This is a genomic window from Providencia sp. PROV114, assembly GCF_032704305.1.
Taxonomy (GTDB): domain Bacteria; phylum Pseudomonadota; class Gammaproteobacteria; order Enterobacterales; family Enterobacteriaceae; genus Providencia; species Providencia rettgeri.
Window position 1 is genome coordinate 4,251,271 of record NZ_CP120528.1, and the last position, 25,726, is coordinate 4,276,996.

At 48.6% G+C, this 25,726-nt stretch carries 29 protein-coding genes; 11 read left to right on the top strand and 18 right to left on the bottom strand.

The genetic code is table 11. The features are described from left to right. Positions 1-41: 41 nt before the first annotated feature. From P3L37_RS19395 to mobH, 6 genes are all read right to left on the bottom strand, one after another. Positions 42-869, bottom strand: a complete 828-nt coding sequence (locus P3L37_RS19395; protein WP_042847254.1) for a DsbA family protein — start codon at positions 867-869, stop codon at positions 42-44. After that, entirely contained in the window at positions 869-1,159 is a 291-nt protein-coding gene (locus P3L37_RS19400) for a hypothetical protein (RefSeq protein WP_042847256.1), read from the bottom strand. The genes P3L37_RS19395 and P3L37_RS19400 overlap by 1 nt, the downstream gene beginning before the upstream one ends. Before the next feature lie 88 nt (positions 1,160-1,247). Then, positions 1,248-1,898: a DUF4400 domain-containing protein gene (locus P3L37_RS19405; RefSeq protein ID WP_042847258.1), complete on the bottom strand. Its 651-nt coding sequence runs from the start codon at positions 1,896-1,898 to the stop codon at positions 1,248-1,250. After that, positions 1,891-2,268, bottom strand: a complete 378-nt coding sequence (locus P3L37_RS19410) for a hypothetical protein (RefSeq protein WP_052219382.1) — start codon at positions 2,266-2,268, stop codon at positions 1,891-1,893. Before P3L37_RS19410 ends, P3L37_RS19405 begins: the two co-directional genes overlap by 8 nt. Next, positions 2,265-4,238 carry a conjugative transfer system coupling protein TraD gene (gene traD, locus P3L37_RS19415; RefSeq protein ID WP_042847261.1) on the bottom strand — a complete coding sequence of 658 codons (1,974 nt, stop codon included), beginning with the start codon at positions 4,236-4,238 and terminating at the stop codon, positions 2,265-2,267. The genes P3L37_RS19410 and traD overlap by 4 nt, the downstream gene beginning before the upstream one ends. Continuing rightward, the gene (gene mobH / locus P3L37_RS19420; RefSeq protein WP_191901256.1) at positions 4,231-6,891 is read right to left on the bottom strand and encodes a MobH family relaxase; all 2,661 of its coding nucleotides are present in this window, start codon (positions 6,889-6,891) and stop codon (positions 4,231-4,233) included. Before mobH ends, traD begins: the two co-directional genes overlap by 8 nt. Before the next feature lie 147 nt (positions 6,892-7,038). Here mobH and P3L37_RS19425 point away from each other — a divergent pair, with 147 nt between their 5' ends. From P3L37_RS19425 to P3L37_RS19435, 3 genes are all read left to right on the top strand, one after another. Next, positions 7,039-7,614, top strand: a complete 576-nt coding sequence (locus tag P3L37_RS19425) for a hypothetical protein (RefSeq protein ID WP_042847265.1) — start codon at positions 7,039-7,041, stop codon at positions 7,612-7,614. A gap of 35 nt (positions 7,615-7,649) precedes the next feature. Then, positions 7,650-8,576 carry a thioredoxin domain-containing protein gene (locus tag P3L37_RS19430; RefSeq protein ID WP_052219383.1) on the top strand — a complete coding sequence of 309 codons (927 nt, stop codon included), beginning with the start codon at positions 7,650-7,652 and terminating at the stop codon, positions 8,574-8,576. Between the two features lie 156 nt (positions 8,577-8,732). Then, positions 8,733-9,740, top strand: a complete 1,008-nt coding sequence (locus P3L37_RS19435; protein ID WP_052219384.1) for a hypothetical protein — start codon at positions 8,733-8,735, stop codon at positions 9,738-9,740. Between the two features lie 35 nt (positions 9,741-9,775). On the opposite strand, the gene P3L37_RS19440 is transcribed toward P3L37_RS19435, so the two are convergent. Beyond that, complete coding sequence (locus tag P3L37_RS19440; protein ID WP_042847267.1) at positions 9,776-11,251, bottom strand: 3'-5' exonuclease; 1,476 nt, start codon at positions 11,249-11,251, stop codon at positions 9,776-9,778. A gap of 208 nt (positions 11,252-11,459) precedes the next feature. Between P3L37_RS19440 and P3L37_RS19445 the strand changes: the two genes are divergently transcribed. From P3L37_RS19445 to P3L37_RS19455, 3 genes are all read left to right on the top strand, one after another. Then, positions 11,460-11,840 (top strand): hypothetical protein, encoded by a 381-nt coding sequence (locus P3L37_RS19445; RefSeq protein ID WP_042847269.1) that lies wholly within the window; start codon positions 11,460-11,462, stop codon positions 11,838-11,840. Then, positions 11,837-12,127: a DUF1294 domain-containing protein gene (locus tag P3L37_RS19450; RefSeq protein ID WP_226617172.1), complete on the top strand. Its 291-nt coding sequence runs from the start codon at positions 11,837-11,839 to the stop codon at positions 12,125-12,127. The genes P3L37_RS19445 and P3L37_RS19450 overlap by 4 nt, the downstream gene beginning before the upstream one ends. A gap of 122 nt (positions 12,128-12,249) precedes the next feature. Next, positions 12,250-13,167: a LysR family transcriptional regulator gene (locus P3L37_RS19455; protein WP_272667537.1), complete on the top strand. Its 918-nt coding sequence runs from the start codon at positions 12,250-12,252 to the stop codon at positions 13,165-13,167. A gap of 65 nt (positions 13,168-13,232) precedes the next feature. Here the strand turns inward: P3L37_RS19455 and traA are convergent, their stop codons facing one another. Next, on the bottom strand, positions 13,233-13,568 hold the full coding sequence (gene traA / locus P3L37_RS19460; RefSeq protein ID WP_042847274.1) for a TraA family conjugative transfer protein: 336 nt from the start codon (positions 13,566-13,568) through the stop codon (positions 13,233-13,235). A gap of 328 nt (positions 13,569-13,896) precedes the next feature. Between traA and P3L37_RS19465 the strand changes: the two genes are divergently transcribed. After that, a complete protein-coding gene (locus P3L37_RS19465) occupies positions 13,897-14,532 on the top strand; it encodes a phospholipase D family protein (RefSeq protein ID WP_080750914.1) in 636 nt (211 codons plus the stop codon). 59 nt (positions 14,533-14,591) lie between these two features. Here P3L37_RS19465 and P3L37_RS19470 read toward each other — a convergent pair whose 3' ends face one another. The 8 genes from P3L37_RS19470 to P3L37_RS19505 form a co-directional block, all read right to left on the bottom strand. Next, positions 14,592-15,284: a hypothetical protein gene (locus tag P3L37_RS19470; RefSeq protein ID WP_052219385.1), complete on the bottom strand. Its 693-nt coding sequence runs from the start codon at positions 15,282-15,284 to the stop codon at positions 14,592-14,594. A 50-nt stretch (positions 15,285-15,334) separates the two neighbouring features. Continuing rightward, positions 15,335-16,477: a hypothetical protein gene (locus P3L37_RS19475; RefSeq protein WP_042847275.1), complete on the bottom strand. Its 1,143-nt coding sequence runs from the start codon at positions 16,475-16,477 to the stop codon at positions 15,335-15,337. Positions 16,478-16,764: 287 nt separating this feature from the next. Next, on the bottom strand, positions 16,765-17,835 hold the full coding sequence (locus P3L37_RS19480; protein ID WP_052219386.1) for a restriction endonuclease: 1,071 nt from the start codon (positions 17,833-17,835) through the stop codon (positions 16,765-16,767). A 9-nt stretch (positions 17,836-17,844) separates the two neighbouring features. Next, positions 17,845-18,216, bottom strand: coding sequence for a hypothetical protein (locus P3L37_RS19485; protein ID WP_042847277.1), 372 nt, complete (start codon positions 18,214-18,216; stop codon positions 17,845-17,847). A gap of 20 nt (positions 18,217-18,236) precedes the next feature. Beyond that, on the bottom strand, positions 18,237-18,593 hold the full coding sequence (locus P3L37_RS19490; protein WP_206646177.1) for a hypothetical protein: 357 nt from the start codon (positions 18,591-18,593) through the stop codon (positions 18,237-18,239). 72 nt (positions 18,594-18,665) lie between these two features. Beyond that, on the bottom strand, positions 18,666-19,301 hold the full coding sequence (locus P3L37_RS19495) for a hypothetical protein (protein ID WP_067421608.1): 636 nt from the start codon (positions 19,299-19,301) through the stop codon (positions 18,666-18,668). Further along, positions 19,298-20,035 carry a signal peptidase I gene (gene lepB / locus P3L37_RS19500; RefSeq protein ID WP_067421606.1) on the bottom strand — a complete coding sequence of 246 codons (738 nt, stop codon included), beginning with the start codon at positions 20,033-20,035 and terminating at the stop codon, positions 19,298-19,300. Before lepB ends, P3L37_RS19495 begins: the two co-directional genes overlap by 4 nt. Next, positions 20,032-20,451: a hypothetical protein gene (locus P3L37_RS19505; RefSeq protein ID WP_067421604.1), complete on the bottom strand. Its 420-nt coding sequence runs from the start codon at positions 20,449-20,451 to the stop codon at positions 20,032-20,034. Before P3L37_RS19505 ends, lepB begins: the two co-directional genes overlap by 4 nt. Positions 20,452-20,636: 185 nt before the next feature. Between P3L37_RS19505 and P3L37_RS19510 the strand changes: the two genes are divergently transcribed. From P3L37_RS19510 to P3L37_RS19520, 3 genes are all read left to right on the top strand, one after another. Beyond that, positions 20,637-21,422, top strand: coding sequence for a hypothetical protein (locus P3L37_RS19510; RefSeq protein WP_067421602.1), 786 nt, complete (start codon positions 20,637-20,639; stop codon positions 21,420-21,422). 1 nt (position 21,423) lies between these two features. Beyond that, the gene (locus tag P3L37_RS19515; RefSeq protein WP_137022468.1) at positions 21,424-22,533 is read left to right on the top strand and encodes a toxic anion resistance protein; all 1,110 of its coding nucleotides are present in this window, start codon (positions 21,424-21,426) and stop codon (positions 22,531-22,533) included. A gap of 65 nt (positions 22,534-22,598) precedes the next feature. Then, positions 22,599-23,597 (top strand): hypothetical protein, encoded by a 999-nt coding sequence (locus P3L37_RS19520; RefSeq protein ID WP_067421597.1) that lies wholly within the window; start codon positions 22,599-22,601, stop codon positions 23,595-23,597. Positions 23,598-23,645: 48 nt separating this feature from the next. Here the strand turns inward: P3L37_RS19520 and P3L37_RS19525 are convergent, their stop codons facing one another. After that, positions 23,646-23,837: a hypothetical protein gene (locus tag P3L37_RS19525; protein WP_067421596.1), complete on the bottom strand. Its 192-nt coding sequence runs from the start codon at positions 23,835-23,837 to the stop codon at positions 23,646-23,648. A 192-nt stretch (positions 23,838-24,029) separates the two neighbouring features. Here P3L37_RS19525 and P3L37_RS19530 point away from each other — a divergent pair, with 192 nt between their 5' ends. Continuing rightward, positions 24,030-24,335 (top strand): hypothetical protein, encoded by a 306-nt coding sequence (locus tag P3L37_RS19530; RefSeq protein ID WP_067421594.1) that lies wholly within the window; start codon positions 24,030-24,032, stop codon positions 24,333-24,335. A gap of 58 nt (positions 24,336-24,393) precedes the next feature. Here P3L37_RS19530 and P3L37_RS19535 read toward each other — a convergent pair whose 3' ends face one another. Continuing rightward, the gene (locus tag P3L37_RS19535; protein WP_067421592.1) at positions 24,394-25,698 is read right to left on the bottom strand and encodes a hypothetical protein; all 1,305 of its coding nucleotides are present in this window, start codon (positions 25,696-25,698) and stop codon (positions 24,394-24,396) included. Positions 25,699-25,726 lie beyond the last annotated feature (28 nt).

A 25,726-nucleotide genomic window follows, 5' to 3' on the forward strand; every position in this document is an offset into this window, starting at 1 on the left:
CCGAACCCCTTCGGGTGCTTTAACACAATGCCCGGACTCTTTTACTTCTCACCCCCTTGGGCCAATTGCGCCATCATTTGCATCAGGCCTGTCCCGTTGACCGAGCCTTGCACCATTGCCGATTTATCGCCGTACACCACGATGTTTGCAGGCGTTTGTTGAATATTGAGTCGCGCGGCCTCTTTCACATCTTCCGCAATTTTTGCGCTTGGGCGAGCGGCGTTAACGCACTCAATAATGCGCTGCCCATCCAGCCCATTGTTTTCAGCCAATTTGTCCAATGGCGTTGCCATACCGTGACCGTCGGAGCGGGTATCCGCAAAAATAGCCCGTGCCATCTTATAAAATGCCGGATTTCCACCTTGCTCTGCGGCACATTCAGAGGCGAGAGATTCGGTGCGTGATGCCTGGCCGTGTACCGGAACGTGCTTGAACACCATCGCGATATTGCCGGACGAGGAATCCACCAGATCCATCATTTGCGGGAAATGGGTTTTGCAGTACGGGCATTCAAAATCGGAATACTCAATGACGTAAAACTGTGCGTCAGGATTGCCGTAAATACGCTCACTATCTGTAGACGGCGCGTAAGACTCAGACGGTTTTTTACCGGTACTGAAGCCAATCGAATTTGCCCCTTTAGACTGTTCGTTGACTTTTAGCCCAGAGGCCGCAATATAACGGTCGAACGCTGCTTCCAAATCCCCCCGATTACTGATGACATTGCGCTGCATATCAGCGACAACGGCCAAGTCGTTAAGCAGGCGCGTTTGTTTATCCAACGTGTAGGCGACGAACCCCGAAGTGGCGATCATGACAGCCAATGGAATGCCATAAATGACGCTTTTCAAACCTGTACGCTTAGCCATTAATAACCTCGGGATTGCTGTAATTGTTCAGGGACGTAAACCATGTCAGGTTTCTTTATTGCCCCGCGTTTTTTCATTTCTTCCTGCTGGGCTTGTAGCCGTGGCAACAATACTTCAGCCATTTCACGGTCCATCTTGTCCCGGTCGGTTAAGTAGCTGGACTTGTGGAGGACCGTATTCAACTCGTGGATCTGCTCAGACTTATCAGTAAGCAGAACACCCGCGCCCAGACAGACTGAAAAGGCAATACACAAGAGTCCGGACAGATAGACGTGCTTCAGTTCATTCATAGTTCACCTCGGGGGATAATTTACCATTCCGGTTTTGGCGCTGATAATGAAAAGCACCGCAAAACGCGGTGCTTTTCGGGGGAGGAATTTAGATGCGTTTTGGAAGGTTACTGATGAGCAACGAACTGCCTATTGGGATCATCACAATCATGATGAGGGCACCAATCATCGGCGGTACTGGCAGAGGGACAAACAGTGACAGCAAAATACTGTAAATCCCCCAACCAATCAGCACCATGCTGCGGCGGTTAAGAAACGGTGACGAATAGGCAAACGTGTATCGCTTAGCGTTCCAGCGCATGATCCCAGCAAAGAGAGAGGGAAGTGTGACCACAAGCATGTACGGAAGCCAGTATATATTCAGGGTCAATCGATACACGATCATATAAAACCAGTAATTCAGGTTTTCGGCCATGTTTCGGAAGATGGAAGCGAAAAGGAAAAGTGGACCACCTTGATTTGCCATATCGGATGAATCGAGCTCATAGAAGTCACGCAAGAAGCCATCCACTCCAGTATTTACAAAGAATGAACGGTAGTTTTTGTTGACGTCCGAGATCACTGGTGTGAAATCCGTATCGCCGATCAATCGCTGGCCCCAGGCAACTTCTTTTTTCACGTTCTCGTAAAAATACGAGGCCGGGAAAAACATGGAAATGACGAACAGTATTGCCGTACTGAAGATGATAATCATCTTTATCGTCTGGGGCCATTTCTCTTCGGTTAATTGGTCAAGCATGTAAGATCCTTAATGCGAGTTTATCCGCCACCGCATTAATGAGCTCGCTATTCAGCCTGCGGGGTAACTGACTTGTAGTTGCCAGCTCGTTGAACCCTATTTTTCCGCCAAGGTGCTCGGTGACGAAATTAGCCAACGTAATGAAATAAACCGCCAGGCGTTCCCAGTCATTTAGAGGGCAATCAACCTGTTGGTTATATGCCATCACCGAGGACTGCACCGCATCGGCCACCAGCCCCTTAGTCAGGGTGCTAGGCAGTAAGGAGATGAGTGATTGCGTAATAGGCTCAACACACGGCCACACCAGCGTTAAGCTGTCATACGCGTTGCAATCTTCTTTACGTAAAAAATAGGTTTTCATTTTGATCATGACTTTTTACCCCCAACACGAATACGCGACTTCTCACCCCGAACTTTCTTCTCGTACAGTTTGAGGAACTTCAGGGCTTTCTTACTGGCCTGGTTGAAGGCCTTATCTCCCTTCGGTGACATAATGATGGGCACTTTACCTTTGACGATTTTGTTCGCCTGGTTAATTGCCATAAATTCAAGGTTTGGTAACCAGCCCAGCAACGGAGAAGGGAACAACTCGCCTTCTTCTTCCATAATGCGTTCACTGACCGAACCAGAGATCATTTCAGGGTCAGCACCAGCACTGGAGCCATGCCCGCGCATGACATACTTGAACTTGGTCATTGGTACACGCTTCATGACGGCCTCTTGCGCATCAGGATCGGGGGTACGCAACGCAGTAAAGTGGTTGGTGTTGGTGACGATTTGTTTCATCTTGGCTTCAGACCCCAGGCGCGCCTCAAAGTCGCTGGTGGACTGAGATGAAATAAATAGGCGGAAGCCCGCGCCACGGGTTTTGTTCAACATCTTGATCACTTGATCGTTAATGACCTCAGCAGCTTCGTCGATAAGAACCATCACTGGGGCCAGGTCATCCCCGCGTGGTTTCATAAAGTTGTACACGTCCGCTGACACACTGGTGATGTCTGACAAGAAGATAGAGCCCACCGCCGAACCAGTTTCTGCATCCGCTAAGGAGTCTAGCCCCATGTACAGCATGCCTCCGGTTGTGATGATGTCGCGCACGTTGGAGATAGGGCGGAAGTCATTCAACTGGGATTCATCGTCACTGTCCGGGGATAGTAATTCAGCCATGAAACCCTGAGTCAGCTGGCTGAGGATAGGCATCACGTTGAGGATCATCTTCTGGAAGTGCTCACGCTGGTGGCCGAGCATATCCAGCCCTGCTTCAATGCTTGGGAAGCTGCGGTTTGCTTTGATGTCGTTGCGGTAAATTTCGGCGCAAATATCAGCGATTTCCTTTGGCCCCTTCGCTTTGTTTGCATAACGATCCATGCGCATGGCGAAAATACGGTCAAAGTCATCTTCACCGAGCACCTGACGGCCAATTTTGGTCACTGATTTGATGATGAGATCAGCCAGAGATGATACATCCGACCCCAACTGGGTTTTCACGTTCTTGAGCGTGGGTTTCAATTCGCAGATTTTCATCAGTTCTACGACTGTGGTTAAGGACATGATACCGAACGATACGAACGGGTCACTGGTGCCATCGGCACGCTGGATAACGGATGTAATACGGTTAGCTACTTCACCTGCACGAGTGTAGTTGGTGATCGGAGAAATGCGCGCGGATTTCTCCGGGTGCGCCAGCGACATGTAGTTGAATTTATCTTCGCGGTTCACCAAACGCAGACACATTTCCATCCAGTCAGCCAACTCTTCATCGTTTTTCGGGTCGATGAGAATGAGCGGTTGTTTCTTCAGTGCTGCCTGAAGGATGAGCAACTTATAGTATGTTGTTTTACCTGAACCGGTTGTACCGGTCACCAGGGTATGCAATGACAGCAGATCTTCAGCGACTCGTATCCATTGTTGCTTTTCACCAAGCGCATGGATCCAACCCAAACCCATGAAGTTTTCTGGCACCTTGCTAACGAACTTTTTGATGTCGCGCTTGATGAGTTCGGAGGCTAACTGACCTTCAGGTTGACCCCATTCAAAACCATACCCCAGCAGGTAGCTGTCGGGGAATTTCATCATGACATCAATAACGGATTCCAACTCCATTTTCAGAACGTTAGGCTTTCGCTTTAACCGGCTCTTATGCTTGTAAATATCCCATGCGGAAGGTACGGAACGAGCCGCATAGGCCGCTTGTACCGCAACAGCCAAATAACAAGGAACCGCAGGCATATTGAATGCGGCATTGACCGCCAGTGAGGCAGCAATCCCCACACCCCAGCCTGCAATTTCCAGCGCCTCAAAGTTGGGACGCCAGCGCATGTTATAACTCCACTCACTCATTATCATTCACCATGAAATTTTGAATATTGCTGTTAACGAGGATGTAATCGACACCAGTACGGGTCACGTAGTCGAAATTATCGATCAGTACCTGTTGGAACTGATTTGCGTTGATGTTCAGATCTTGTGCAATACGGCGTTTTTGCAGCGAGGACAAGGCGATCACTGGGTCGCCATTGAACGCAGTTTTATTTGCCCCTTTGGTGGCAATGGCGCGATAGACTTCGGTCATATCCACACTGATGTCGGTCAGGTCAAACGGACTTAGGCTGGCACGATAACGGTGACCTGAAAGCTGGTCGATGTCAGTATTGAGCTCTTTACGCAAGTAGAAACACATTTGCGAACGATGGGTGTAATACTCGCAAGGAGCCTCCATAAACGGATACCAGATCCAATCTGCATCCCGCATCGGTTCGAAGAGTGAGTCCTCAACCCCGTTCTCCAGGATGATGCAGCAGTGGCCGCTTTCATGGAAAAGGGCAGACTGATTCGCGGCCACGTAGGACGCGAGTTTGTCCTTGGCAAGATCTGAGGCATTGCGGAACAATGGGCTTTGGTCTTGGTGCAGTGCAGTCAGTTGTTCGGTACCAAATGCCACCTCGTTATTCTTGTTGTAGCCAAAATCATTTTCCGGGGTCACTGGCGTAAAATTCCCATTGTCCACTTCGTCCTGTACGCGTTGGATTTTTGCTCTTGCATCAGACATAGGGTCGATAGCCGGTTTTTTCTCAACCAGATTCTGTTCGTCATTTTGATACCCATCAGCGACAGCGTGGTTTTTGAGAGTCTCCCACAAAGATAAGGTTTCACGGTCAAACTCTGGCTCCTGATAATGCTCTGGCTCCGACATGATTGGAGGGGGCATTTCGGCAGAGGTATCTTGCTTGCTCAAAACGTCTTTCAGGCTCCGTTGTTGTGGCCCAACTTTGGCTATTTTTGCTTCGGGCGAAGAGGTTTTAACAGGCTGACTTTGTTCAATTGGAGTCTGGAATGCTACCCCTGGTTTTTGATTAGCCAATTCCGCTTGTGCTTTGGCTTTCGCGTCCTGACGGGCATTCACTTTTTCGTAGTCAGCATCAGACAGAAGATTCAAGTGATGCAGTAGCTCGTGGGCGTTATCAGAGGTCACCGGATTCGAGGCTCCAAACATATTATCCAGCGGATTGTCATTCTCATCCGGCAGCAGAGTGCCACCTTTCAGGATTTCAGGATCGACGTCAGCCGGAATGCTGTTTTCACGCGGCTCTTTATTCCCCACGAAAGGACGACTTTCTTTCAGCACAGGGATGTTTTTCCCTTTACTGGTCTGGAATTCACGCCATTCGCTCTCAATTCGGATACGGGAGGAAATAGGCAGCGGCTCCATTGTGTCCACAAACAGAACGTCCGGAGAGATTAGACGCAGGCAACTCAGCGCTACTTTCGGCTCTTTACTGTTACGCGAATCGCGGTCATTCATGATGTGTGGGGCAATTCGCCAATATGCGGTATCTTCGTTTTTATTTACGTTCGGAATGCACAATTTGTAGCTCATCATCAGATCAGCCAGACTGTTGGCCGACTGCGGGATCACTGCACCGGACTTCTTCACGGTGTTGGTGATGTCTTTGACCGCAGTACCCCAAACGATAAACACGCCATAGGTGGTGACCCAAATCGGGTTGCCGGGTTTGTTGGGTTGCCACACTCCTTTCTTAAGTAGGTGGCGCATGGCATCTACGATGCGTTGGACCGCAGGCACACCCGATTGCGTTGCACGTACCGCATCACCGCCGTAGCGTTGCAGGTCGTGGCGGACAGAAATAACGTCAGATTCCTTCACAATTTTAAGGATCTTGTTTTTCATTTCAGGGGCGTTTTCTTCAGTGGCATCCAGGCGAACGGTACTCACGGCCATTGCCCGAGTCAGCTCGTTATAGATGTCGTTGCCTTCGCTCAGCAGGAACTCATGCAGGATTTGCGGCATGATCATCATCATCATGGCGGTGGTGCTGGAGTGGTGCTGCTGGTGGCGCGAGCTCTTCCAAACGAGGAAGTAACGTTCAATTTTATTGGCTTTTGCCCATTCATGGATCGGGGTGCGCCCCGGAGGCCAGTGATAGGTGCCGGATTTGTCCCAGACTTCGTAATCGGTAAACGGCTTGCCAATGTCATGCAGAAGGCCCGCTGTCGCAATCGCAAGACGCCAGGCCAACATGCGGCTGGATTTCACCACGGGCATTTCCATCGAATCGAATTCAATGTTTTTGGCTTTACGGATGCTCTGGAAACATACTTCAAGAGAATGGCGCATCAGTCCACTCTGCGCTCGGTGGTGGTGGTGTTCCGATGCAGGGAACAGCTGCACGAAGTTCGCAAAGCTATCAAGCATCGGCATCATCAGCTGCTCAAATTCGCTATCTCGGATATTCAGTTCGCGTTTAATGGCCTGGATCATATCGGTCTGCTTTTCACGCAGAATGTAGCTTCCCGGTATCAGTGCTGGAAAACCAATTTCGGCAGGCGGGTAGCGCAAAATGTCACCCCGTACAACCATTGAATCCACACCGTCGCGCATAGAGTCGATTTCTTCGAGGGTCTCCAGGGGGATGTTAATCTCGCTCTGTTCCTCATTTTTTTTGCCAAACAGCGTTTTGATGATCTTCAGCATTTAAAGCTCTCCGTTGTAGTGCAAGTACGATAACCCATGACTGGGGGTGTGCAGGAACGAAAAGGCCATCGTTTTGTCGGCTAAAACGGTAACTGGCAATTTTAAAAAAAAGGATAATGTCTGTGCTTTCTAACCGGAGAAGAAGTGATGAAAACCCGTAAACGTTTCGCATTGCCATTGTTGGCAACCTTAGTCATAGCCACCTTGACCGGGTGTGCAGCGGATGAACCAAAGGCCCCTGAACGCACCTATGTTGATGAAACGCAGGTGACGGTGGTCAAGGCGACTTACCCTGAAGGCTATGAGTTTTCAGAGTCTTACTACAGCACTGAACGTGGCGGTGCTGCACTGCGCCACCCAGGCTATGAGCATACGCTTGTGAGCCCATATGCCGTTCATGACCAAACGGGTAAGCGGTATGTTGCACACGATCTGGACACCCAGATTTTACTGACCAGTGTATCCAGCAGTGCCTATGCTAACGGCCCGCGCGGGACATTTACTCAGTCACCCAGGTTCTGCGATGAAAATTCGTTCATGCTGCCGAACAATAAGCAAACTGCCAAACGTGGCGAGTACCTGCAAATTAAAGAGCGTTATTGCTCTACACCAGGTTACCGTCTGAGCCAGCATGAAATTGACGTGCTGACCCGTGGCGAACCGGAAGAACTGCGTCAGTATCGACTCAAGATGTATGTCGATAACCAGTTCACCAAATTTTAAGTGACTAATTAATTCTTAAGTGGGGTAAGAAAATAATGTCCAAGCAAGTCAATAAAATTCAAGTCGTTGGGCCAATTGCAATTGGCGTGATGATTGCTGTGTCAATGGGCGCAAGTCTTTACACTGCCGTGCAAACGAGCGCCATCAAGACCAAACTTAACGCGCTTCAATCGCAGGTGGTTGAAGTCGAAAACTTTAGCAAAAGCATATCCGCAAGTGTTGAGGGGCACTTTGCGCAGTTGGCTAAATCCGGTGGTGGTGGCGTTGGTGCTAACGGTGATGTTAAGTCGGCGGTACAAGCTGCGTTAGCCGGTTTGGAGGAAGATAAGCTGGCAGAGAAACGCGCTGAACTATACAAAGGCTGGGAACAGGTCAGTGTCAACAAAGACGGGCGCTACATCTACGGTAATCCGGACGCACGATTCACGCTGGTGAATTATGAAGACCTGGAATGTCCGTTCTGTAAGCAGTTCCATAAGACGCCGAAATATCTGGTCGATACGGCCAATAATGGCGCGGTGAACTGGGAATGGCGTCACTTCAACCTGGCTTTTCATGAGCCAATGGCAACCAAAGCGGCAATGACAGCAGAGTGCGTGGCAGAGCAAAAAGGACCGAAAGGCTTCTGGGGTGCGACCAACTACTGGTTTGAGCACACGCAGGGCAATGGCAAAGGCTTTGAAGACAGCGCAGGCATCCCTGCATTGTTTGAGCTGGATAAAGCAGCGTTTGACACCTGTATGCAGGATCCGAAAATCATCCAGCGCATCAAGCGTGATATGGATGCCGGTACCAAAGACGGCGTAAACGGGACGCCAACTACCATCGTGATCGACAACAAAACCGGTGAACGTGAAAGCATTGTCGGCGCGAGACCATTCGCAGGCTTCGTTGACGTCATTGAGCGAATGGTGAAAGGTGGTTTAGAGAAAGCTCCCGCACCGGCACAGGCCAAAAAATAAATGTTGATGCCCGGTTTCGCCGGGCATTTTTTAATGTTCATTGAGTATCCCAGAAAAGCCATTGATTTATTCTAAAGGTTATTAAAATCTTCCGTCTCAAATCGTCTTAAATGTTGATATAATTAGTCATTAAAACATTAATTATAAGTGGAATGAATGGAAGGCGAAAAGGAAAAAGTCAAGATTTTCTATTCTTGGCAATCAAGCTATGACGAACGCAAAAATAGGTTCTATATTCGTGATGCTTTAACAAAAGCAGTGACGCATCTGAATGAAAAACAATCAACATTCATATATGAATGGGATCAAGCCACGGATTACTCATCAGGAAGTCCTGACATTTTAGCAACTATATTGGCTAAAATATCGGCATCACAAATCGTGATTAGCGATGTGACAGTGATACCTCAAAATGGGACACCTAAAAATGAATTTCCAAATCCTAACGTTATGTTTGAACTGGGTTTTGCAGTTGCAAAAATAGGTTGGGGGCGAATAATTACTTTGTTGAATAGTAGCGAAGGGCATGGCCCCAAAGACCTACCATTTGACATCAATAAGCAGAGGGTTTCACTATATAATTCGAATAGAGATGACGGAAAGAAAAACCTAGAAAAGTTACTTATATTCGCCATTGAATTGATCACCTCTAATAACCCTGCATACCCTAATGAATCTGACCCAGCCATAACAGAAAAAATCAAGCGCCAGAGTGATATTAATACCCTGACCGGTTTAATGAATTATCTCGATACAAATATACTTGATTATTATTTTGAGGCATTGCCTAACATAATGTATTTTGATGGCTCAACCTGCTGGGAATCATTTAGAGCGATATTCAAGTCAAGTGCATTTTATTTGTATGACACTACAACTTTCAAAATACTGAACAATATTTATGAAAACTGGAGTCAATTAGTTGAAGCTGGTCAGTTTTTTTATGATCATCACCAGAATGGACTTGATTATATATTTCCAGGGAGAAAAAGGTACGAAAGCAGCGATGCTCAGATGGCTTGGGATGTTATTGGCTCGCTTTCAATGTCATTGCAAATGGAATTGGCTTCTTTAATAGAGAATTTAAAAAATAAATTCCCAGAGATAGATATTAATAAAACCAATAGTGAAGGCAGAAAAGATATCATCCGATCAAGACCTTAGTCTTATTGAATAAAGGCCCATTACGGGCCTTTTCTTTACACGATAATGATGGATTCGTTTCGTTCTCGCCTATGGTTATATTGTTCCAGCAGCTCCATCATTGAGCCATTAATGTTGATGCGGCTCTGTGTGCGGGTAATCGCGACATAAAGCAGGTTCATCTCATCAATAATGCTTTGTTTCGATTTCTTCATCATCAAAGCTTCAATAATGCTTGGGTAATCATCATTGAGGATAACGTTATCCCATTCCATGCCCTTGGATGTGTGAGCCGTGGTGATAATAAGATCAGCATCTTTGTGGGTACGAGCCTCATTCAGGCGCATCGTATCGACCATGCCGGGGATATCAACGTAGTTTTCCATCAACCTGATAGCCCGCATCATGTTCGTGTCTTTGGTCGTTTCGGCAATCTCCTGGAAGTTGGCCCAGTTACCGTAATCTGTCAGCACCCGAGGGTTTTTAATAGCTTCATAGTTACTTGTTTTCATGGCGTGAAGATCAAGCAACTCCCCCAGATTGTACTTACCGATACCACCATTCCACATGACACGCTTCCCCATCAGGATAGCCTCATAGGCAGAAGAAATGACTCCCATGTACGTTCGTGAGATAACAGCATGGAAGCCATGTTCGGCGATTTCATGAGGCTGACAAACTTCATCCAGCTTACCCAACCCTACAAGTGGGTGGGTTTCGCCAATCATGGATAAGACCACATTGGCAAGAGCTGCAACCATTGGGCCAAAGCGGAAAGACTTTGTCAGCCTGAGGACTGACGCGCCTTTTTCTTCAACAACGTCCAGCGCATTCTCTGCACCACGCCAGCGGTTAATCATTTGATGCTTATCGCCGACAAATAACTTCGCACACTTGTTATTGAGCACAATATCGAGTGTCACGGGGTTGGCGTCCTGAGCTTCATCGAACAGGATAATGTCATAGACCGAATCCAATGCAGGGTTAGACATCTGATAAAGCTTCAGTAACGTGTTATTCGTGCAAGGCACGTCAGATTCCTGATCGATTTGTTGCTTCCAGATCCGACGCGCTGCGCGCAATGCCGAATCCACGCGTGAAGGTGGGATTTTGTCAATGTTGCCGAGATCTTTTAATACGTGGGTCGTGTTAATTTCATAGTCAGCTGAGTTCATAAAGTGTGAAAGGCCATTGATAGCCAGTTTGACCACGCGCCAATCCTCTTCCTCCATCAGATCGCGGTACTCTTTAACCTGAATATTCAACTTTGTTTTATGGCGATAATGCTTAAAGCGTGCAGCGGCCAGCGCATGAGAGGTTTTGCACTCCACGTTTTTAGGGAATTTTTTCTCCGCCTCTTCACGGATAGACTTATTGAAGACCAAGTAAAGCATCTTCTTGTCTTTATGCGTGTCGGCATAGACCTTTAGTGTGAATGTTTTGCCCGAGCCTGCATAGGCCTGCACGCAAACCATCGATCCGGGCTCAGCCTTGTAGTCGATAATCCTCTGTTGCTCGTCAGTTGCTGCCATGAGCCTTCCTGTCGGTTGAAATGGACATAAATGGTACGATTTATACAACCGAGTTGGCACAAAAAAGGAGAGCGGATCGGGGACAAAAAAGGCTGACTAGTGGATTCATTCGGTGTCTCATAGAGACGATAAATTTGGGGAGGTATTATCGTAAAACTCGGTAGTGGTTACCGGTTTAGAAATCCCCACAACAACAGGCCATAAGTGCATGAAGAATCCCGATGAAGAACCCTTAAATAGCGAGCCCATTAGCCCAGATAGCCTTGTTAAAACGTTACGCACGCTGTATATGAAGAGCACGCGCGCCCTTCGTGAGTCTGACCGGCAGGCACAAAAGAAAAAGCAACTGCAAAAGGCCGTGCAGGATGCCACAATGCAGTTAAACGAACTAACCATTCAAAGTCTGGATGAGCAGCGCAGTGAGGCGTTTCTGGTGCAGCAGGATATAGCAACAAAAGCACTAAGAAAGGCCAATCGTAAACTGGCGAAGTTCTTTGATACAGCTGAGGAAGTGGAAGATCGCACTACGCTTGCGATGACAAACCTTCGGGATTATCTCTCCACGAATATTGATGAGAGGAATAAATGATGTTTTACGCATACTCGGTGCTGTGGATGATTGCCTGGAGCCTCATTTCGATTTACGTGTATCGTAAGGACAAGCAACAGGCTATCGAGAGAGGCCCGCGAGTAGAGGAATTAACGCTTGATGCGCTGGCCTTTCTCGGTGGTTGGCCGGGTTGCATCATCGCCCAGCAGATGTTCAAGCATAAAACACGTAGTGCATATCAGCGCCGATTTCGTGCTTTAGTAGGGGCCTGGGTGCTTGGCTATGCTTCTTTGTGGTATTTTTTGTGGGTTGGTCAAATTATCTAATCACCAGCATTTCAGACCAAAAAGGGAGGTTGCATTTTTAATGCGCCTCCCTTTTTGTTTACTTCAAAAAAGTAAATTGCAAAAATACAATCCTAGGCTGCAATTTTGCATGGGGAGGATGCATGTATTTATCGGGATGGGACGACGTCAAAGTTTTCCTTGCTGCTTTTCGAACCAATTCCTTGAGGGGGGCATCGATTCGTTTGTCGATGGATCAGACCACGGTAAGTCGAAGGCTAACAAATTTAGAAAAACAACTCGGTGCTAAACTGTTTTACCGCACGCCAGATGGATTAGTTCCTACTGAAGTGGCAGAAAGAGTGTTAGGTATCGCCCAGGAAATGGAGCGTAACTCTGTTTCCTTTCTGCGCTTGAGTGAAGGATCTAATGGTGAATTCTCCGGTGACGTATCAATAGCTACTACAGACAGGCTTGCAGTCGAATTCCTAATGTCAGCAGTTAAGATATTGAGAGATCGCTACCCCAATATTAATGTCACCATGAAACTTGGCGCACAGATGGCAGATATGTCGCGTGGTGAAGCTGAAATTGCCGTGCGAATCCAAAGACCTGCGGCACCAGATCTAATTGCTAAAAGGCTAGGGGGCTGGGATGTCGGCCTATACGCAACCCAGACATACCTTGATAAGTTTGGCCCACCAGAACTCGGCCAGCACCTTGCTAACCATGATATCGCTTTATACGACAATAAATTCAGCAGCCCTGTACCTGATACGATGGTAGGTGAATCTCGCCGAGATGCGCGGGTTGTAGCCAGGCTGACATCAAGCTTCTTACTCACAACCTTTGTGCGTTCGGGAATGGCTTTAGGGGAACTGCCATGCTACCAAGAGCAACGGTATCCTGAGTTAATTCGAATATGGCCGGATAAGGCCAGAAAGAAAAAATATGAAGTGTGGAAAGTCGTACATAAAGATGCCGCTGAACTCGCTAGGGTAAAAGCAGTATCAGAAGTCATTTCTGAAGTGTTTGAACGTGATATTAAGCCATTTGTCGCAGACCTACAAAGCTCGCTGTAATTTGCGCTACAAAGCAAAAACCCGACCGAAGTCGGGTTTTCTTGATGCTGGCCGTAGCCGCTGAATTAGATGCCAGCTGGCAGGGCGGTCGTTACGGCGCTGGTGGAAGTCATCATGCCGTTGATGATATCCGGCGCGTAGTACAGGCCGATGGCCGCACCAACAGCGACCGCGAAGGTCATCAGGGACTGGCGAACAACCGCAGCAGCAACGCCGACGATGACGATCAGACCCACCAGCACGCGGCCCAGAGAACCCTGCATGTAGGAAGTGATTGTGGCCCACACTTCGCTAAAACCAGTTTGCTCGGTACCTTTCGCGTAAACGGCGGTCACGCCCAGAGCCAGAACAGCGGAAGCAGCCAGAACAGATTTCAGGTTACGGGCGGAGATAGTTTTCATCGTTAACATCCTTTCTTGAGTTAAATTTCAGTTTTTGGATGTTCACCTGACTATTTAACGGGTTTCAGCAGGGAACGCAGATAAATATACAGATACCGAATACCTGATTCATTAAAAAAGCCTGACAGAAATACCTTGAAACATGAGAAATAAGGTGACTTTTTGATGCAAAAAGGGAAATGGTTAGATGTAATGGATAAAAATCTGATTTATTGAGTTTTCTGCATGTAGAAAAAAGGTGAACAAATCGCATGGCTAAACGTTTTGTTGCTTGTTTTCCCTGTGTTGTAATGGTTAGTGCAATTACAAACTTCTAAAATGGTGACTCATGGATCTCAAGAAAAAGCTTTTGGTCAGTTCCTTGGCTTTCACTCTCTCGTTATCAGCCCAAAACGCATTCGCGTTTAAATTTGACGATCTGCTTAACGGTCTGGGTAGTAGCCAAGAACAAAGCGAACAAATCCCTCCACGCGCACAGAAAGGCGCGCAGATAAACCACCAAACGCAAATCGTAATTGGCTTCTCGCCAGAAGGGTCAGCCCAGAAGGCGATCATCAATGCTATCCGCTCGGCAAAGTCAGAGCTCCGCCTGGCCGCATATTCCTTTACATCGAGAGATATCGTGAAAGAGCTGGTGGCAGCAAAGAAGCGTGGTATTGATGTCAAGATTGTGGTGGATGAGAAAGGCAATAAGAGCAAGCACTCTATATCAGCGATGAATACGGTAAGACTGGCTAAGATCCCAATCCGAACCAACGGGCGATATGCCATCATGCACGACAAGTTCATCGTGGTTGACCGGCAAACGGTGGAAACTGGATCTTTCAACTACAGCGATAGTGCGAATAAGCGAAACAGTGAAAATGCGATCGTGTTGTATAATTTACCAGAAGTGGCTGAGGTTTATCTGGAGCATTGGGAACGCCGTTGGGCAGGCGGGACCGAGCCGGAGATGAGCTATTAAGTTGGAAGTGTCAAGTTAGCGAACTGAAAACCACTCTATATATCGAGTGGTTTTTTTGTTCAACGCAAAATGGCGGTGAGCTCGCTCTCGTTAGTATCGACAAAGAACACCTCCCATAGCTTTTTCGCCAGGGTAGGGTTGATGACATTCACCTTGGAAATAGGCATCACACGACTCAGACCCAACCCCATAAAGTGCTCATAGAGCATGCGGGAGTGCCCACCAAACACACTTAGCGGCTGATTCAGAAGAAACACCACCTCTGCCATTGTTAAGCCTTCAACCTGCAACGTATAGCCCAGCGCGCGGGAACAAATCTCACGCATTACGCCGCGCTTAACTCGATAAATTTCATCTTCACTGAAGTGCTTTGGTAACTCACTTCGATCGCAGGTCATAGGGTCGATGCCGTCAATATAGCAGGCCGAATCATACTCAATACGGTACTGTGGCTCACCACTGTCATCGGTATTTTGCAGGCAACCAACCGGGTCAAGAATGGTGCCATCCTCCAGGACTAACCAGCCATACTGCGTATGAGATATTGAAAAAACGCCGTGATCACCATCGTTAACCGCCTCTTTATGTCGCGTTAGCCGAGTTCCCAACATTGCCTTACCACCGAAAACACCCCGCTGAAGAAGCGCACGACAAACTAGGTATGAATGTTGTGGTGTCCATTCGGCGTGAGGAATGCTGATACAGTAGCTTGTCGCAATGAGACGGATTCCATCAATAAGAGGGCTTATCATATTTACTCCGATAAAAAAGGCGTATCAAGGATACGCCTGTCCCATTGATCTTACTTTTTTGATTTCGGCTTTTGTTCAGGCTCCGCCGAAATGTAACGAAGGGAGTCAGTCCGCTGGCCCGGCTCACCAACACCTTGGAGAATCAGTGAATAGGTTCGCTTGCCTGCAACGATAAACAGATCCGTTGCTTGCGACCAGGAGGCCTTATTTTCACTGCGCTGGACACGGAGAATACCGCCAGGCAGCAATTTCAGTTGCCAACCTTTCTCGTCTGACAGGTAGGCACTTATGTTCTCACCCTTATCCGTTGGTAGCAGGAAGATTTTGGCAGCAAACGTGCTGTAGAGATAAACGGTATCCTGTTGTTGAGCTTTATACTCAACTTTCAACGCCGAACCTGTGTAGTTCAGATCCGAACCCGTCATCGTCATAGGTTGAGCGAACTGATTAGTAGCGGGGAGCTCAACGCGCTCCGGTCGGATAGGTTCTGGTGAGCCTGCTGGTGCAGGCTCAGCCGCCTGAGTTGGTACAGGAGTTGGTACTGGCTCAGGCGCTGGCAGTTCAGCCTTCGCTTGCTCTTCAGCCACTGGGGCCGCTTTTACGTCACCGCCCAGTGAAGGGGAAACGTCGGCTTCAGGTGAATTTTCCTCAGCGATCCCAAACTTGGCCGGGTCATACTCCCGCTCATTGCTGGCCGCAATTGGAGCAGATTGCTCTGCCTTAACGACATCTTCAGCCGGAAGGATTTCTGCCGTAGGCATAACAGGCTCAACCACTTCGGCTTCAACCGGAGTTTTAGTTTCAGGCAAACTGTTCTTCTTCAGTTCGGCAATTTCCAACGCGGGCGTTTGCGGCTCGTTTTTGCTATCAGTTGTTACGGCTTCGGCATTAGTCAGTTCAGACTCATGAGCTTGAGTGCCGCTGTTCTCAATGTCCTCTTTGACTTTATCAGTCAGCGCAACACCGTCGTTACCGATATTAACCGACATAGCTTCGACTTTCTCAGCCGGAGTTTTATCGCTCGTTAAAATAACAGCCGTCATCGCACCCCCTGCGATAATGGCCGCTACGATCACGGAAAGCACCGTCTTCTTCGATACTTTCTTCGTTGGTTCAGGCGTGTCCGCTTCCGCAGAGCGTTCACGCAAAATTTCCTGACCGTATTCAGCGCCAGTGCCGCGTTTCTCAGTCATCTATTTCCCCTCAAATTCATTCATGCACATTACCGATCACTGCAACGTTCGTTATGTTTACCCCGTCGCAGTTCAGCCTATTTAACAAACCCCGCAGAACGGAGCCCATGACCAACAGTGTTACCCTCACTGCCTGGTTGGATTGCTTGGTGATTATAACGGCATTGCTTCCGCTGCCGAAATTCAGAAGGGCGAAAAGGTCTGCGTTTTGCTTCCCTTTTCAGATGGAGTGGATATAAAAAAAGAACGCCGACTAAACGGCGCTCCATGAAAGAAAAGGTGAACGACTACAGTTCGCGGGTACCACGACAGTCTGGGAATAGGGAGCAACCAAAGAATGCTGACTTGCCAGATTTTCGAAGAACCATCTTTCCGCCGCATACCGGGCACAACGGCTCTTTCGCATCAATGGATTGAGTGGTTGCTTGGGACTTAGGGGGATTCTGTTCTAACTCTCCATTCCCTTTAATCATTTCGATCAGTTGTGTACCGTCGAGTAAAATAACCTTTCCTTTCACATTTTCGCGTTGAGCGAACTTCCATGCTTCATCGGTAAACAGGCCTGACGTAATAATGAATCCACGGTGAAAGCCGTCTGCGAGCACCACACCGTAAATTTCGCGGACAATAGCAACACCGACACGGTTTGTTTTCCAGTGTTTGCATTGCACCATTTCCCGGTGGCCGAAACCCTGAAGCTCAACATCCACACCACCGTCAGCGCCAGCCTGAGTAACACGGGCGCGATAGCCTTTAGTTTCGAAGAACTTGCAAACCACTTTTTCGAACTGATCCCACGTCATTCGCTCTAAGACCTGACGTGCATTGACGACTCCTTTTAGCTTGCCAAGCGCACGCCCTGAAGCCGATAACTGAAGATATTTAACGACCGTCCCAACAAAGAAACACAAGCCGATATAGAAAAGGAAAGCACCCACTAGCAGCGGTAGTTTGGCATGGAGCAGGTTCATGACAGAGACCATTTTGTCTTCAACCTTCTCACCGGGCGGGAACAACACATCGACAATCGCCTGGCTGATGGCACCTTGATACCCATAAGCATAGAGAAGGACCGTGATTGCCGCGATTGGAAGCCCGATATAGACACGAAATAGCAATGTGGTCTGAGGGGCATTTAAAGTGCGCCAATTTTCTTTTCTGAACCACGTTCCGACAACAACCCGCCCAGAGAACGTGAAAAACAGGAAAATGGACAACGTCAGCAGAAAGGAAATCAGCTGAATTTTCGAGCTCCCCGCAAAAATCGTATTGAGCACTATAATCAGGCCCGACATACCATAGAAGCGGATCCGCATTGCCTTTTCGGGTGTAACCTGACGTTTCTTTCCTTTCGACATTTACTGCACCTATTTTCGTTTTTTAGGCCAAGCCCGGCGAGCCTTGGCCCTCACCGACAGCTCATTGGAATTTAGAATCACGATGTCGTAAACGGCAATCAACCCCACTACGGATGGCGTGCCGTAAACGACAATTTCAGGGATGAGAGGTAGGTATGGTGAAATGACAGCATAGTAAACCACTAGTGATAAGACATACGTTGCCCAGATGTAGTAAATTTCTTTGCGGGCCAGCAAAAATACAGCGGCACAGAACAAAGCCATGTTTCCAACACCGATAATGTGGAAGAGCTCGGCCTCATTCTTACTGGCATATACAGCCAGGGCATAAACACCAGCTATCATTAACATTAAAACGTAGTTCACCACACGCAAAACCATATAAACCTCAACAAAGTAGCTTAGTCATTTGAATGTGCCGAGTTTATCATCGGCAGATCCGCTGACGAAATCACTCCAGTTTCGGCCGCAGGCACGTACCCAGCCATAGCATCCTGGTTATCGCATGCGATTTGGTTGGGGATCCAAAAATCCCCGTTCGTTGCTTCAACAAACCGAAAAACCATTTGGCAGGGGACATTTAGGACAGACGCGATAATCATGGTTTGGTTGCTCCCCTCAATAAATCGGGCGCTTTCATACTGAGCATCCTCAGCAAGCCCTTCGTTAAATAAGACTTGTAGCGCATCCGGCTCCGCTGTCGCCTTCATAGTCAGTACCGACTGTTGCGTTGGTGCTGACTGGGGTGTCACAGGCATCTGCTTTCCCAGCTCGACGTTAGCGCACCCCCCAAGGGCCAGAATTAACACGAGTGGCAGGTATTTCATTGTTTACTCCTTATTAACGATGGAATTATGGTAATTGAAAAGGTGGATCACTTGCTGAGCGGTAATGTCCACCCAGCCTTCAGGCATATTCGGCAGTTCATAGGTCATGGTGCCATCACGGGTATTCACAGGAACGGAGCAGACGAGAGAAAAGTTGCCTTTTTCGTCAGATATTGCCCATACCTGGGAGAAGCCCACTACAGCGCCAGCAGTAACGCGATAATCTATACCCAACATCATGCAGATAGCCCGCTGATACCCCACTGCGCCTGGCTCCCCATATAGCTTGATGTCCACGCCTAATGTAGACAAAGCACTCTCGGCCAGTTGCATGAGCTCGCGGGAAATTGCCTCACCTACGGGGTTGTCATTCCGCAGTGCATAAGGGATATGCTCGGGCTCAGCCAAAAGGGAATCATCATCCACCAGCTTGAAGCCCGTGACTTTCTGGATATGCTCATACCGGGAGCGAAAAAAATAATCTGGAACGCAGAAGTCCGGCCCTGAAAAGTTGACGAAGCCAAGACGCTCACAGACCGACAACGTCTGAGAGTGCCATACGTTATAGGTATCCACGCAGCGCGCGAATTCGGCCACCACCTCTGGCAACCGAGTCTGGTAGAAGGCATCAATCATCATTTATGAGCACCGTTCGCACCCTGACGAATCACAGCCATTTGAGCATCCAGCGCATCGTAGCTGTTGAACGGATTGAAATTGAAGAGCGTGTGAGTGACACGGGCATCAATGCGGTCAACTGGAACCAATCCTCGCAATGGCTTTGGTGTGCCAGGTGGATTCTCCCAGTAGCGGCTATCCCATGAGTGATCACGATTATCCCCGGCCATAAAATAATAGCCTTCGGGAATAACCCAGTGACCTTTCGTTGGCACATAGGCAGCGCGCGTGTCGATCACAAAGTTGTACGACTTACCGAAACGTTCATCGTTGGCCGTGAAGACTTGGAAACCTTCTTTTTCTACGGTTTGCTTGCCCAGCACCTTGCCGTTGACCCGATAGGTTTTACCTGTGTCAAATTCAATCACATCACCGGGAATGCCGATGACCCGCTTGGTATAGAGCGTGCGGGGCACTGAAGGAGCCTTGAACACAGCGACATCACCGCGCATTAACCTGCCATCATCCAGCAATCCACCCAACCTGACCGCTGTGACATAGTCGCCGACTTGATAGGTGGGCTGCATAGACCCCGTAGGAACGCTGTAGACTGCGCCTACCCACTTCTCACTGACAAATAATGTAACCGACAAGCCAAGGGCGATCACAAGCCAGGGCTGAGGTTTTCGGTGTTTGATGGCATCTCGACCCAATACTGCGACCAGCACGATAAATAAAATACCGAGGCCATTCATGAACGCGCCTCCTTCAGAGATCGAGCATAACGCGTCAGTGAATCAGCCAGGCGCATGTAGATGGACAACAGGTAGAAGTGATACGCGCCACCTCGCGCCATTTTGACGGTAAGTGGATGTTCGATTTCTTCACCACCATGCATGATCATGAGGGATAAGTTAACGAACGGGTCATCACGACCAATGCGAACACGGGTAACCTGGTACGTTTTGACAGGCAGGTAATAACTCCGATACCCGATCACCGCAAACGCCAATAAGAAGAGTGCCAGCAACCCAGCCGGAGCAAGCCAGGTTAGATTTACCGACAGACTGAACCAAAAGGCTACCGACACGGCACCATCAGCCAGTAGTGTGAATAGACGGTTGAGCCGTAAGCGGCCAGTCAAGATCATCATTGGTACAAATCGGAACATAGCTTCCCCCTGTTTGTGGATGCAGACAGGATACCTAACACCTTACCGACGACTGAGTTTTTTCATCGACAAAACGGAGACAAAAACAGTTTTATTTTTTCGGGTAAAAATCGACCTCATTTTCTTTGTCAGCAGAATAGCCGTGATAGCGTGGAGGTAGATTCTATTGATACGTAGGAGTGCGCATGTCCACCAGCTTGATTGCCCGGCAATTACCCGAGTTTGTGAATGACGCGATAGGGGTTGTCAGCTTCGGTCCTAAATTACTGTCCCACACCGATGACATCCTTGATTTCAACGGCCACAAGATGACGCTGGAAGAAGCCATGAAAGCGGGCGCTGAGGACACGAAGATCAGCGAGTCAACTTCACAGCTGGTGAGGCACCTTGAGGCCTGTGACCCTAACGTGTATTTCAAGCACAAGACGGGCTTCCTGTCGAGAATTTGGGATGCCCTGACGGGTTCAAATGAAACACGCATGATTGAGTTCACCATGAACTGCCGTCGTGTTGATCGGCTGGTGGTGCAGGCACCCTTGGTACTGGAGCAGGCGCACAAAGGTGTGCATATTTTACTGGCGCTTGAGCAAATCTACACGCGTGACATCGAAGCGTTGGACGCTTACATCAAAGAAGGTCGGGCGTATGTGACCGAATGCCGTGAAAGTGGGGAGGTGCTATCAGATCAGCAGGAGTACGGGCTGACCCGGTTAGCCCAACGCATCCTTAACTTGGAGGTCACTAAAGCCTCGTCAGAGATGAATAAGGTTCAGGTGGGGATGTTGCTGCACTCTGCCGCAACTGATGTAGACCTTCTGGAAGCGGTGGTGAAAAGCGCGATTCCAATCTGGCATCACCAAATAAAACAGCTGCGAAGTGGCGCGGCCAACATTGATTTGGATCCTGAAGTCGAACAGCGTTTCAGAATACTGGTAAATAAACTCAACGATAACGTTAAAAAGGATAGCTGATATGAGCAATACAATTACTGTCACCGCTGACCAAATCATTCTGACCAAAGAAACCGAGAAGTTTGCCGTCAGTCCTGACCAACGTGATCAGGTCGTTGCCGTAGCTAACTCACTCGTGCTGGGCGACCCCAAAAGCGCGCACAACTTTGGCCGCAGTAAATCGCCCGATGGTGCCTATCTGGACAAACTGTTGGAAAACGTTCACGTCTATAACCAAGGCAAGGACGGCAAGCGACTGAATGAAATCGTTGAACTTGCTCGCGACATCAGTACGTCTGTACAGCCAGGCAAGGTGCAGCAGCTGTTACTTAAAATCCCCGTTGTCGGTTACTACGCGACACGCGCACTTCGACTGGCTCATCGGTCGAATGACCGTTTTGACAACGTGAAGAATCAAGTCAGCTTATTGACGGAAGATATCACCAGCATCTCGGCAGATCTCATTGGTCACAACAATAACCTCGACATTTTGTATGAGGAAGTGCTGGCCGAGGTACATGAGTCGGGCATTAACATCGTGGCCGCTGGTTTCGCAACAGAGCATATTGAGTCTGTGCTGAAACAGCGCCGCAAGACATTGAAGAGCGATCCGGAAAATAATTTGCTGGCACTGGAAGTCAGCAACATCGACCACCAGCTGGCCGTACTGAAAAAACGCAAAGTAGACATCATCATGACGCAGCAGAAATGCTTTGAGGATTTGACCATGATCCGCATGATGCAGCGAAACAACCTCAATATGCTTGACCAGTTTGAAACTATAAAGCGCGTAACGCTCCCGTCTGCCAAGCGTGCCCACTTGCTGGTGGATCAGGCTACCCAAAGCAACAACCGCTCTAAGCTGGTGCAGGCCGTGGGTGATGTCGTGAATGCCCAGGCGAGACATCAGGCGGATTTGGTGAGTGAGAGCTCTATCCGTATTGCGCGGCAAGGCCATCGTCCTGTGTACGACGAGTCAACACTGGAACACATTTCGAATACAATCGGCGGAGCAGCGCGTGAGATTAAACGGATCCAACACGAGAGCGAAGGGCACTACGCTCGCCTGTCCGAACGTACAGAAATCTGGCAGAAGCAGCGCTGTGAACTGCTATTGGAGCTGGCGGATTAATTACTCAGTTTCACAGGCCGGGTTATCCGGCCATCTGATTTTTACGCCAGCTTACCGGAGGGGTAATGGTTAAGGCAGAGCCAGATATTATCACCACTGAAAAACGCATCCAACACAAACGTAATCGGTTATTTTTGACGGGCTGCATTCTGTTACTTTTTGCAGGTTTGTTTTGGTTAATCAGTTGGATGCAACACTTTGAACTGGAGACGTTCTACGCTATGGCGACCATCAACCCAGTTGATCTATCAATTGCTGTAGGGGCCGCAGGAGAAGCAGGGATAGAGGAGGGGCAATTTGTCACGATAGGCGGGGTCTTGGGAGGTTACCTGTCGTATTTGGTGCCATTTTCAGGTGCAGTCGTCTTGGTCGTGTGTGGAGTAGCGATGATTCAGGCAGAGGCCTGGGTTATGGTGTTCGCAGTGCCGTTCATGGGGGCGGCATTTCTCATGAACGTCTTGGTGGATGACGAACCCAAGACGCTCCCAAAGGCCCCTATCATTCAAACAGCGGCACTCGTCTTAACCGGTGAAGTCGATGAACTACTGCGCGCGCTAACAACAGAAAATCCCAATTCAGGTTTGATACTGAAGGACGCAATGGAGAAGGGGATTAATGACGACAACGCAGTTACGCAATTGGAAGGATATATGCGGCAAGGCTACGCTGCGGGCGATACTCGTCGAGCGATGAACATGAGCCTGGCATTGGTTCAGGCACTGACCGTGGCAGCGGAAAACACCTCTGACAAGGCTGAGGGCAACAAGCTTCTGGATCAGGCGAGCCGAGTGGCAGGTCTGAGTGTTCGCATAATGAAGAGTTATGGCCCGGTGAAAAACGAATTGGCATACCGTCTGTATGAACTTGCGCAGCGGCTTGAGCCAGACATTGCGAATAATGCGAAGCCAGCCATTGAGTTGAAATATCAGGAGTCGGCCAAAACCGCAGGAGTATTACGAACACTGAAAGGTGTTTTCCTGATGATGGCAGTGATACTAATTGTGCTGGCGGGATTCGCCAATAGAAACCTGTGCGTACTGAAGCAACTAAAGACTGACGTGTAATTCAATACCCATAGGAATGGAAAACCCCGGATTTACCGGGGTTTTTTATTAATAGTAGCGCTTGTTAGGATCGCTTTCTTCCTCTGCTTGAGAGGCGGAAGACATGATGGCCGGAGGTTCAGCGTAATCCTTTTCATCATCTTCGGGCTTCTTAAAGAATTTTGACCAAATATAGTGACCTCCCAGCAAGGCCACCCCACCACCAATCATTAGCAAATCAAATAAATCGAGCTCGGGCATCTATCTTCTCCAGTCAAAAGGGTTCCTCACCCAGCTGACGTTTAACGGTTTCAGACAGCGTAGGCAGTCCCCAATTTAACCACGGGCACACTGACAAAAACATGGAAAAGGGAGACGAAACGAGGGGGAAAAACACCGGGCACCATAAAGAGCCATGAGATAATTGAGGCTCTCATCAACGTAGAGGTATTCATGGCACTGATCATCCGAGCCGGAATCGGCGAAAGCGACATTGCAGTCACTGAAACAAATGGGCAGGGGTTGCTTGATCCTGTATTCGTTCAAAGTGTTCTGAAGGGGTACCCTGAGTTTTCTCAATTGAGCAGGGGGATCACGCTGAATGGCGTGGTTTATGACCGAGTACTAATGAATGAAGATGCTAAACATAGCGACCTGGCGCTTAATGAGCGAGCCACAACTTTGCTGGAGGAACTGGTTTGCCTGGAGGGGCCGATCGTCGGTGATGTATTGCTGTTAATGTCAGGAGAGCACTACTGACGAGGCATTAGCGATGGACATTAAAAAGGCAACCGCATGGTTGCCTTCTCTCATTGGGTTATCCCAGTGTGTGCGGATATTTGAGCCACCAGTCTGGTGATATCAGGAAGTTTCCTTTTTCTGTCCAACCTGCCCCTATCAGATGATCTTTAACAAAGTCCGGTTGCTTACGAAGCGTGTCGATGGAGACTTCTCTGACGATACAGACTTTGCCTTTTTCACCCTCGACGTCACTTTTAACGTAACGCGTTAGTCCGATGAGCTGAATACGAGAGCAGACCGCACCAGCCGTCCGATCCATCTTTTTAGCTATTACGTCTGGTGAATGATGCTCTCCCAGCAAAGTGAACAGGAATTTATAGTTGCCCGAGAACCACAACTTACCGTTACGCCCTTTTTCACGAGGAGAGGAAGACTGGCGTTTTTCATCAGATGAGGATGGATTTAACGCCTCTGGTTCGGTGAGTTTATCTGTCTTCGGCGCAGGTTGTGGATCTGTAGTGGCGATAGCCTGGCGTTTGGCATTGACGGACTTGAGTAAGTTTGCGGCAGCAAGCATATGCTCATTATTGCTAACCGGTGTGCTGGTGTCTGTGGCTGCGGAGATTTTAAGCGGCCATGAACTAGGAACCAGATCGGTTATCTGCGTAGCTTCAGACCACCAGGTCGGTGCGATTAATTGCATACCATCAATGAGCCATCCTGTTTGCAGCAATGGTAGCACGTCGAAATAACGCATCTTTGATAGTATCCTGGACTGAATCGCTGGACATACCCAGACCTTGGCTTCACTGGAATCTTCTGCGGTGCCAACGTGAACCAGACCCATAATTGAGAGCTGCTGTATAACGTTGGACATGCTGCGCATCAATACCTGCGTCAGTGCATCCTTACTAGGGCGTTGCGATAGTGCGGCCATAAGAATACCGACATCTTCAGGCGTCCACGGCTTACCGTTATTGAGTAAATGAATTGTTCGGCGAGTGGGCTCATCAGCATCGTCGTTGTAGCGAAATGCCAAAGCAGGGCGAGACGCCCACCATTCAGGCGAACGCAGTGATTGACCCCCTCGCCACACTTGCGGAGCCCAACCCATTTCCGTGAGCTCCCGGTAAATGCCAGTCATGGTTTTACCCAGGCAAGCGATGCCGACTTGGTGATTAGGAACCAGTGTTATCTGGCTGAGGTCATCAATGTTTTCGCAAACAGCAATATACAAATCCATCGCGATACACTTACGCTGAATTTCTTCCACATCCTTACCGATGACTGACGATAAGGCCGCAAAAGAATAGTTATCCTTCAGCCCCTTTATAAGCTTGAGTTCGTCAGTAATCGACCACGCGATGTTCTCTTGGGTCATTTTGAGGTCCTATGTGATTACTACAGTG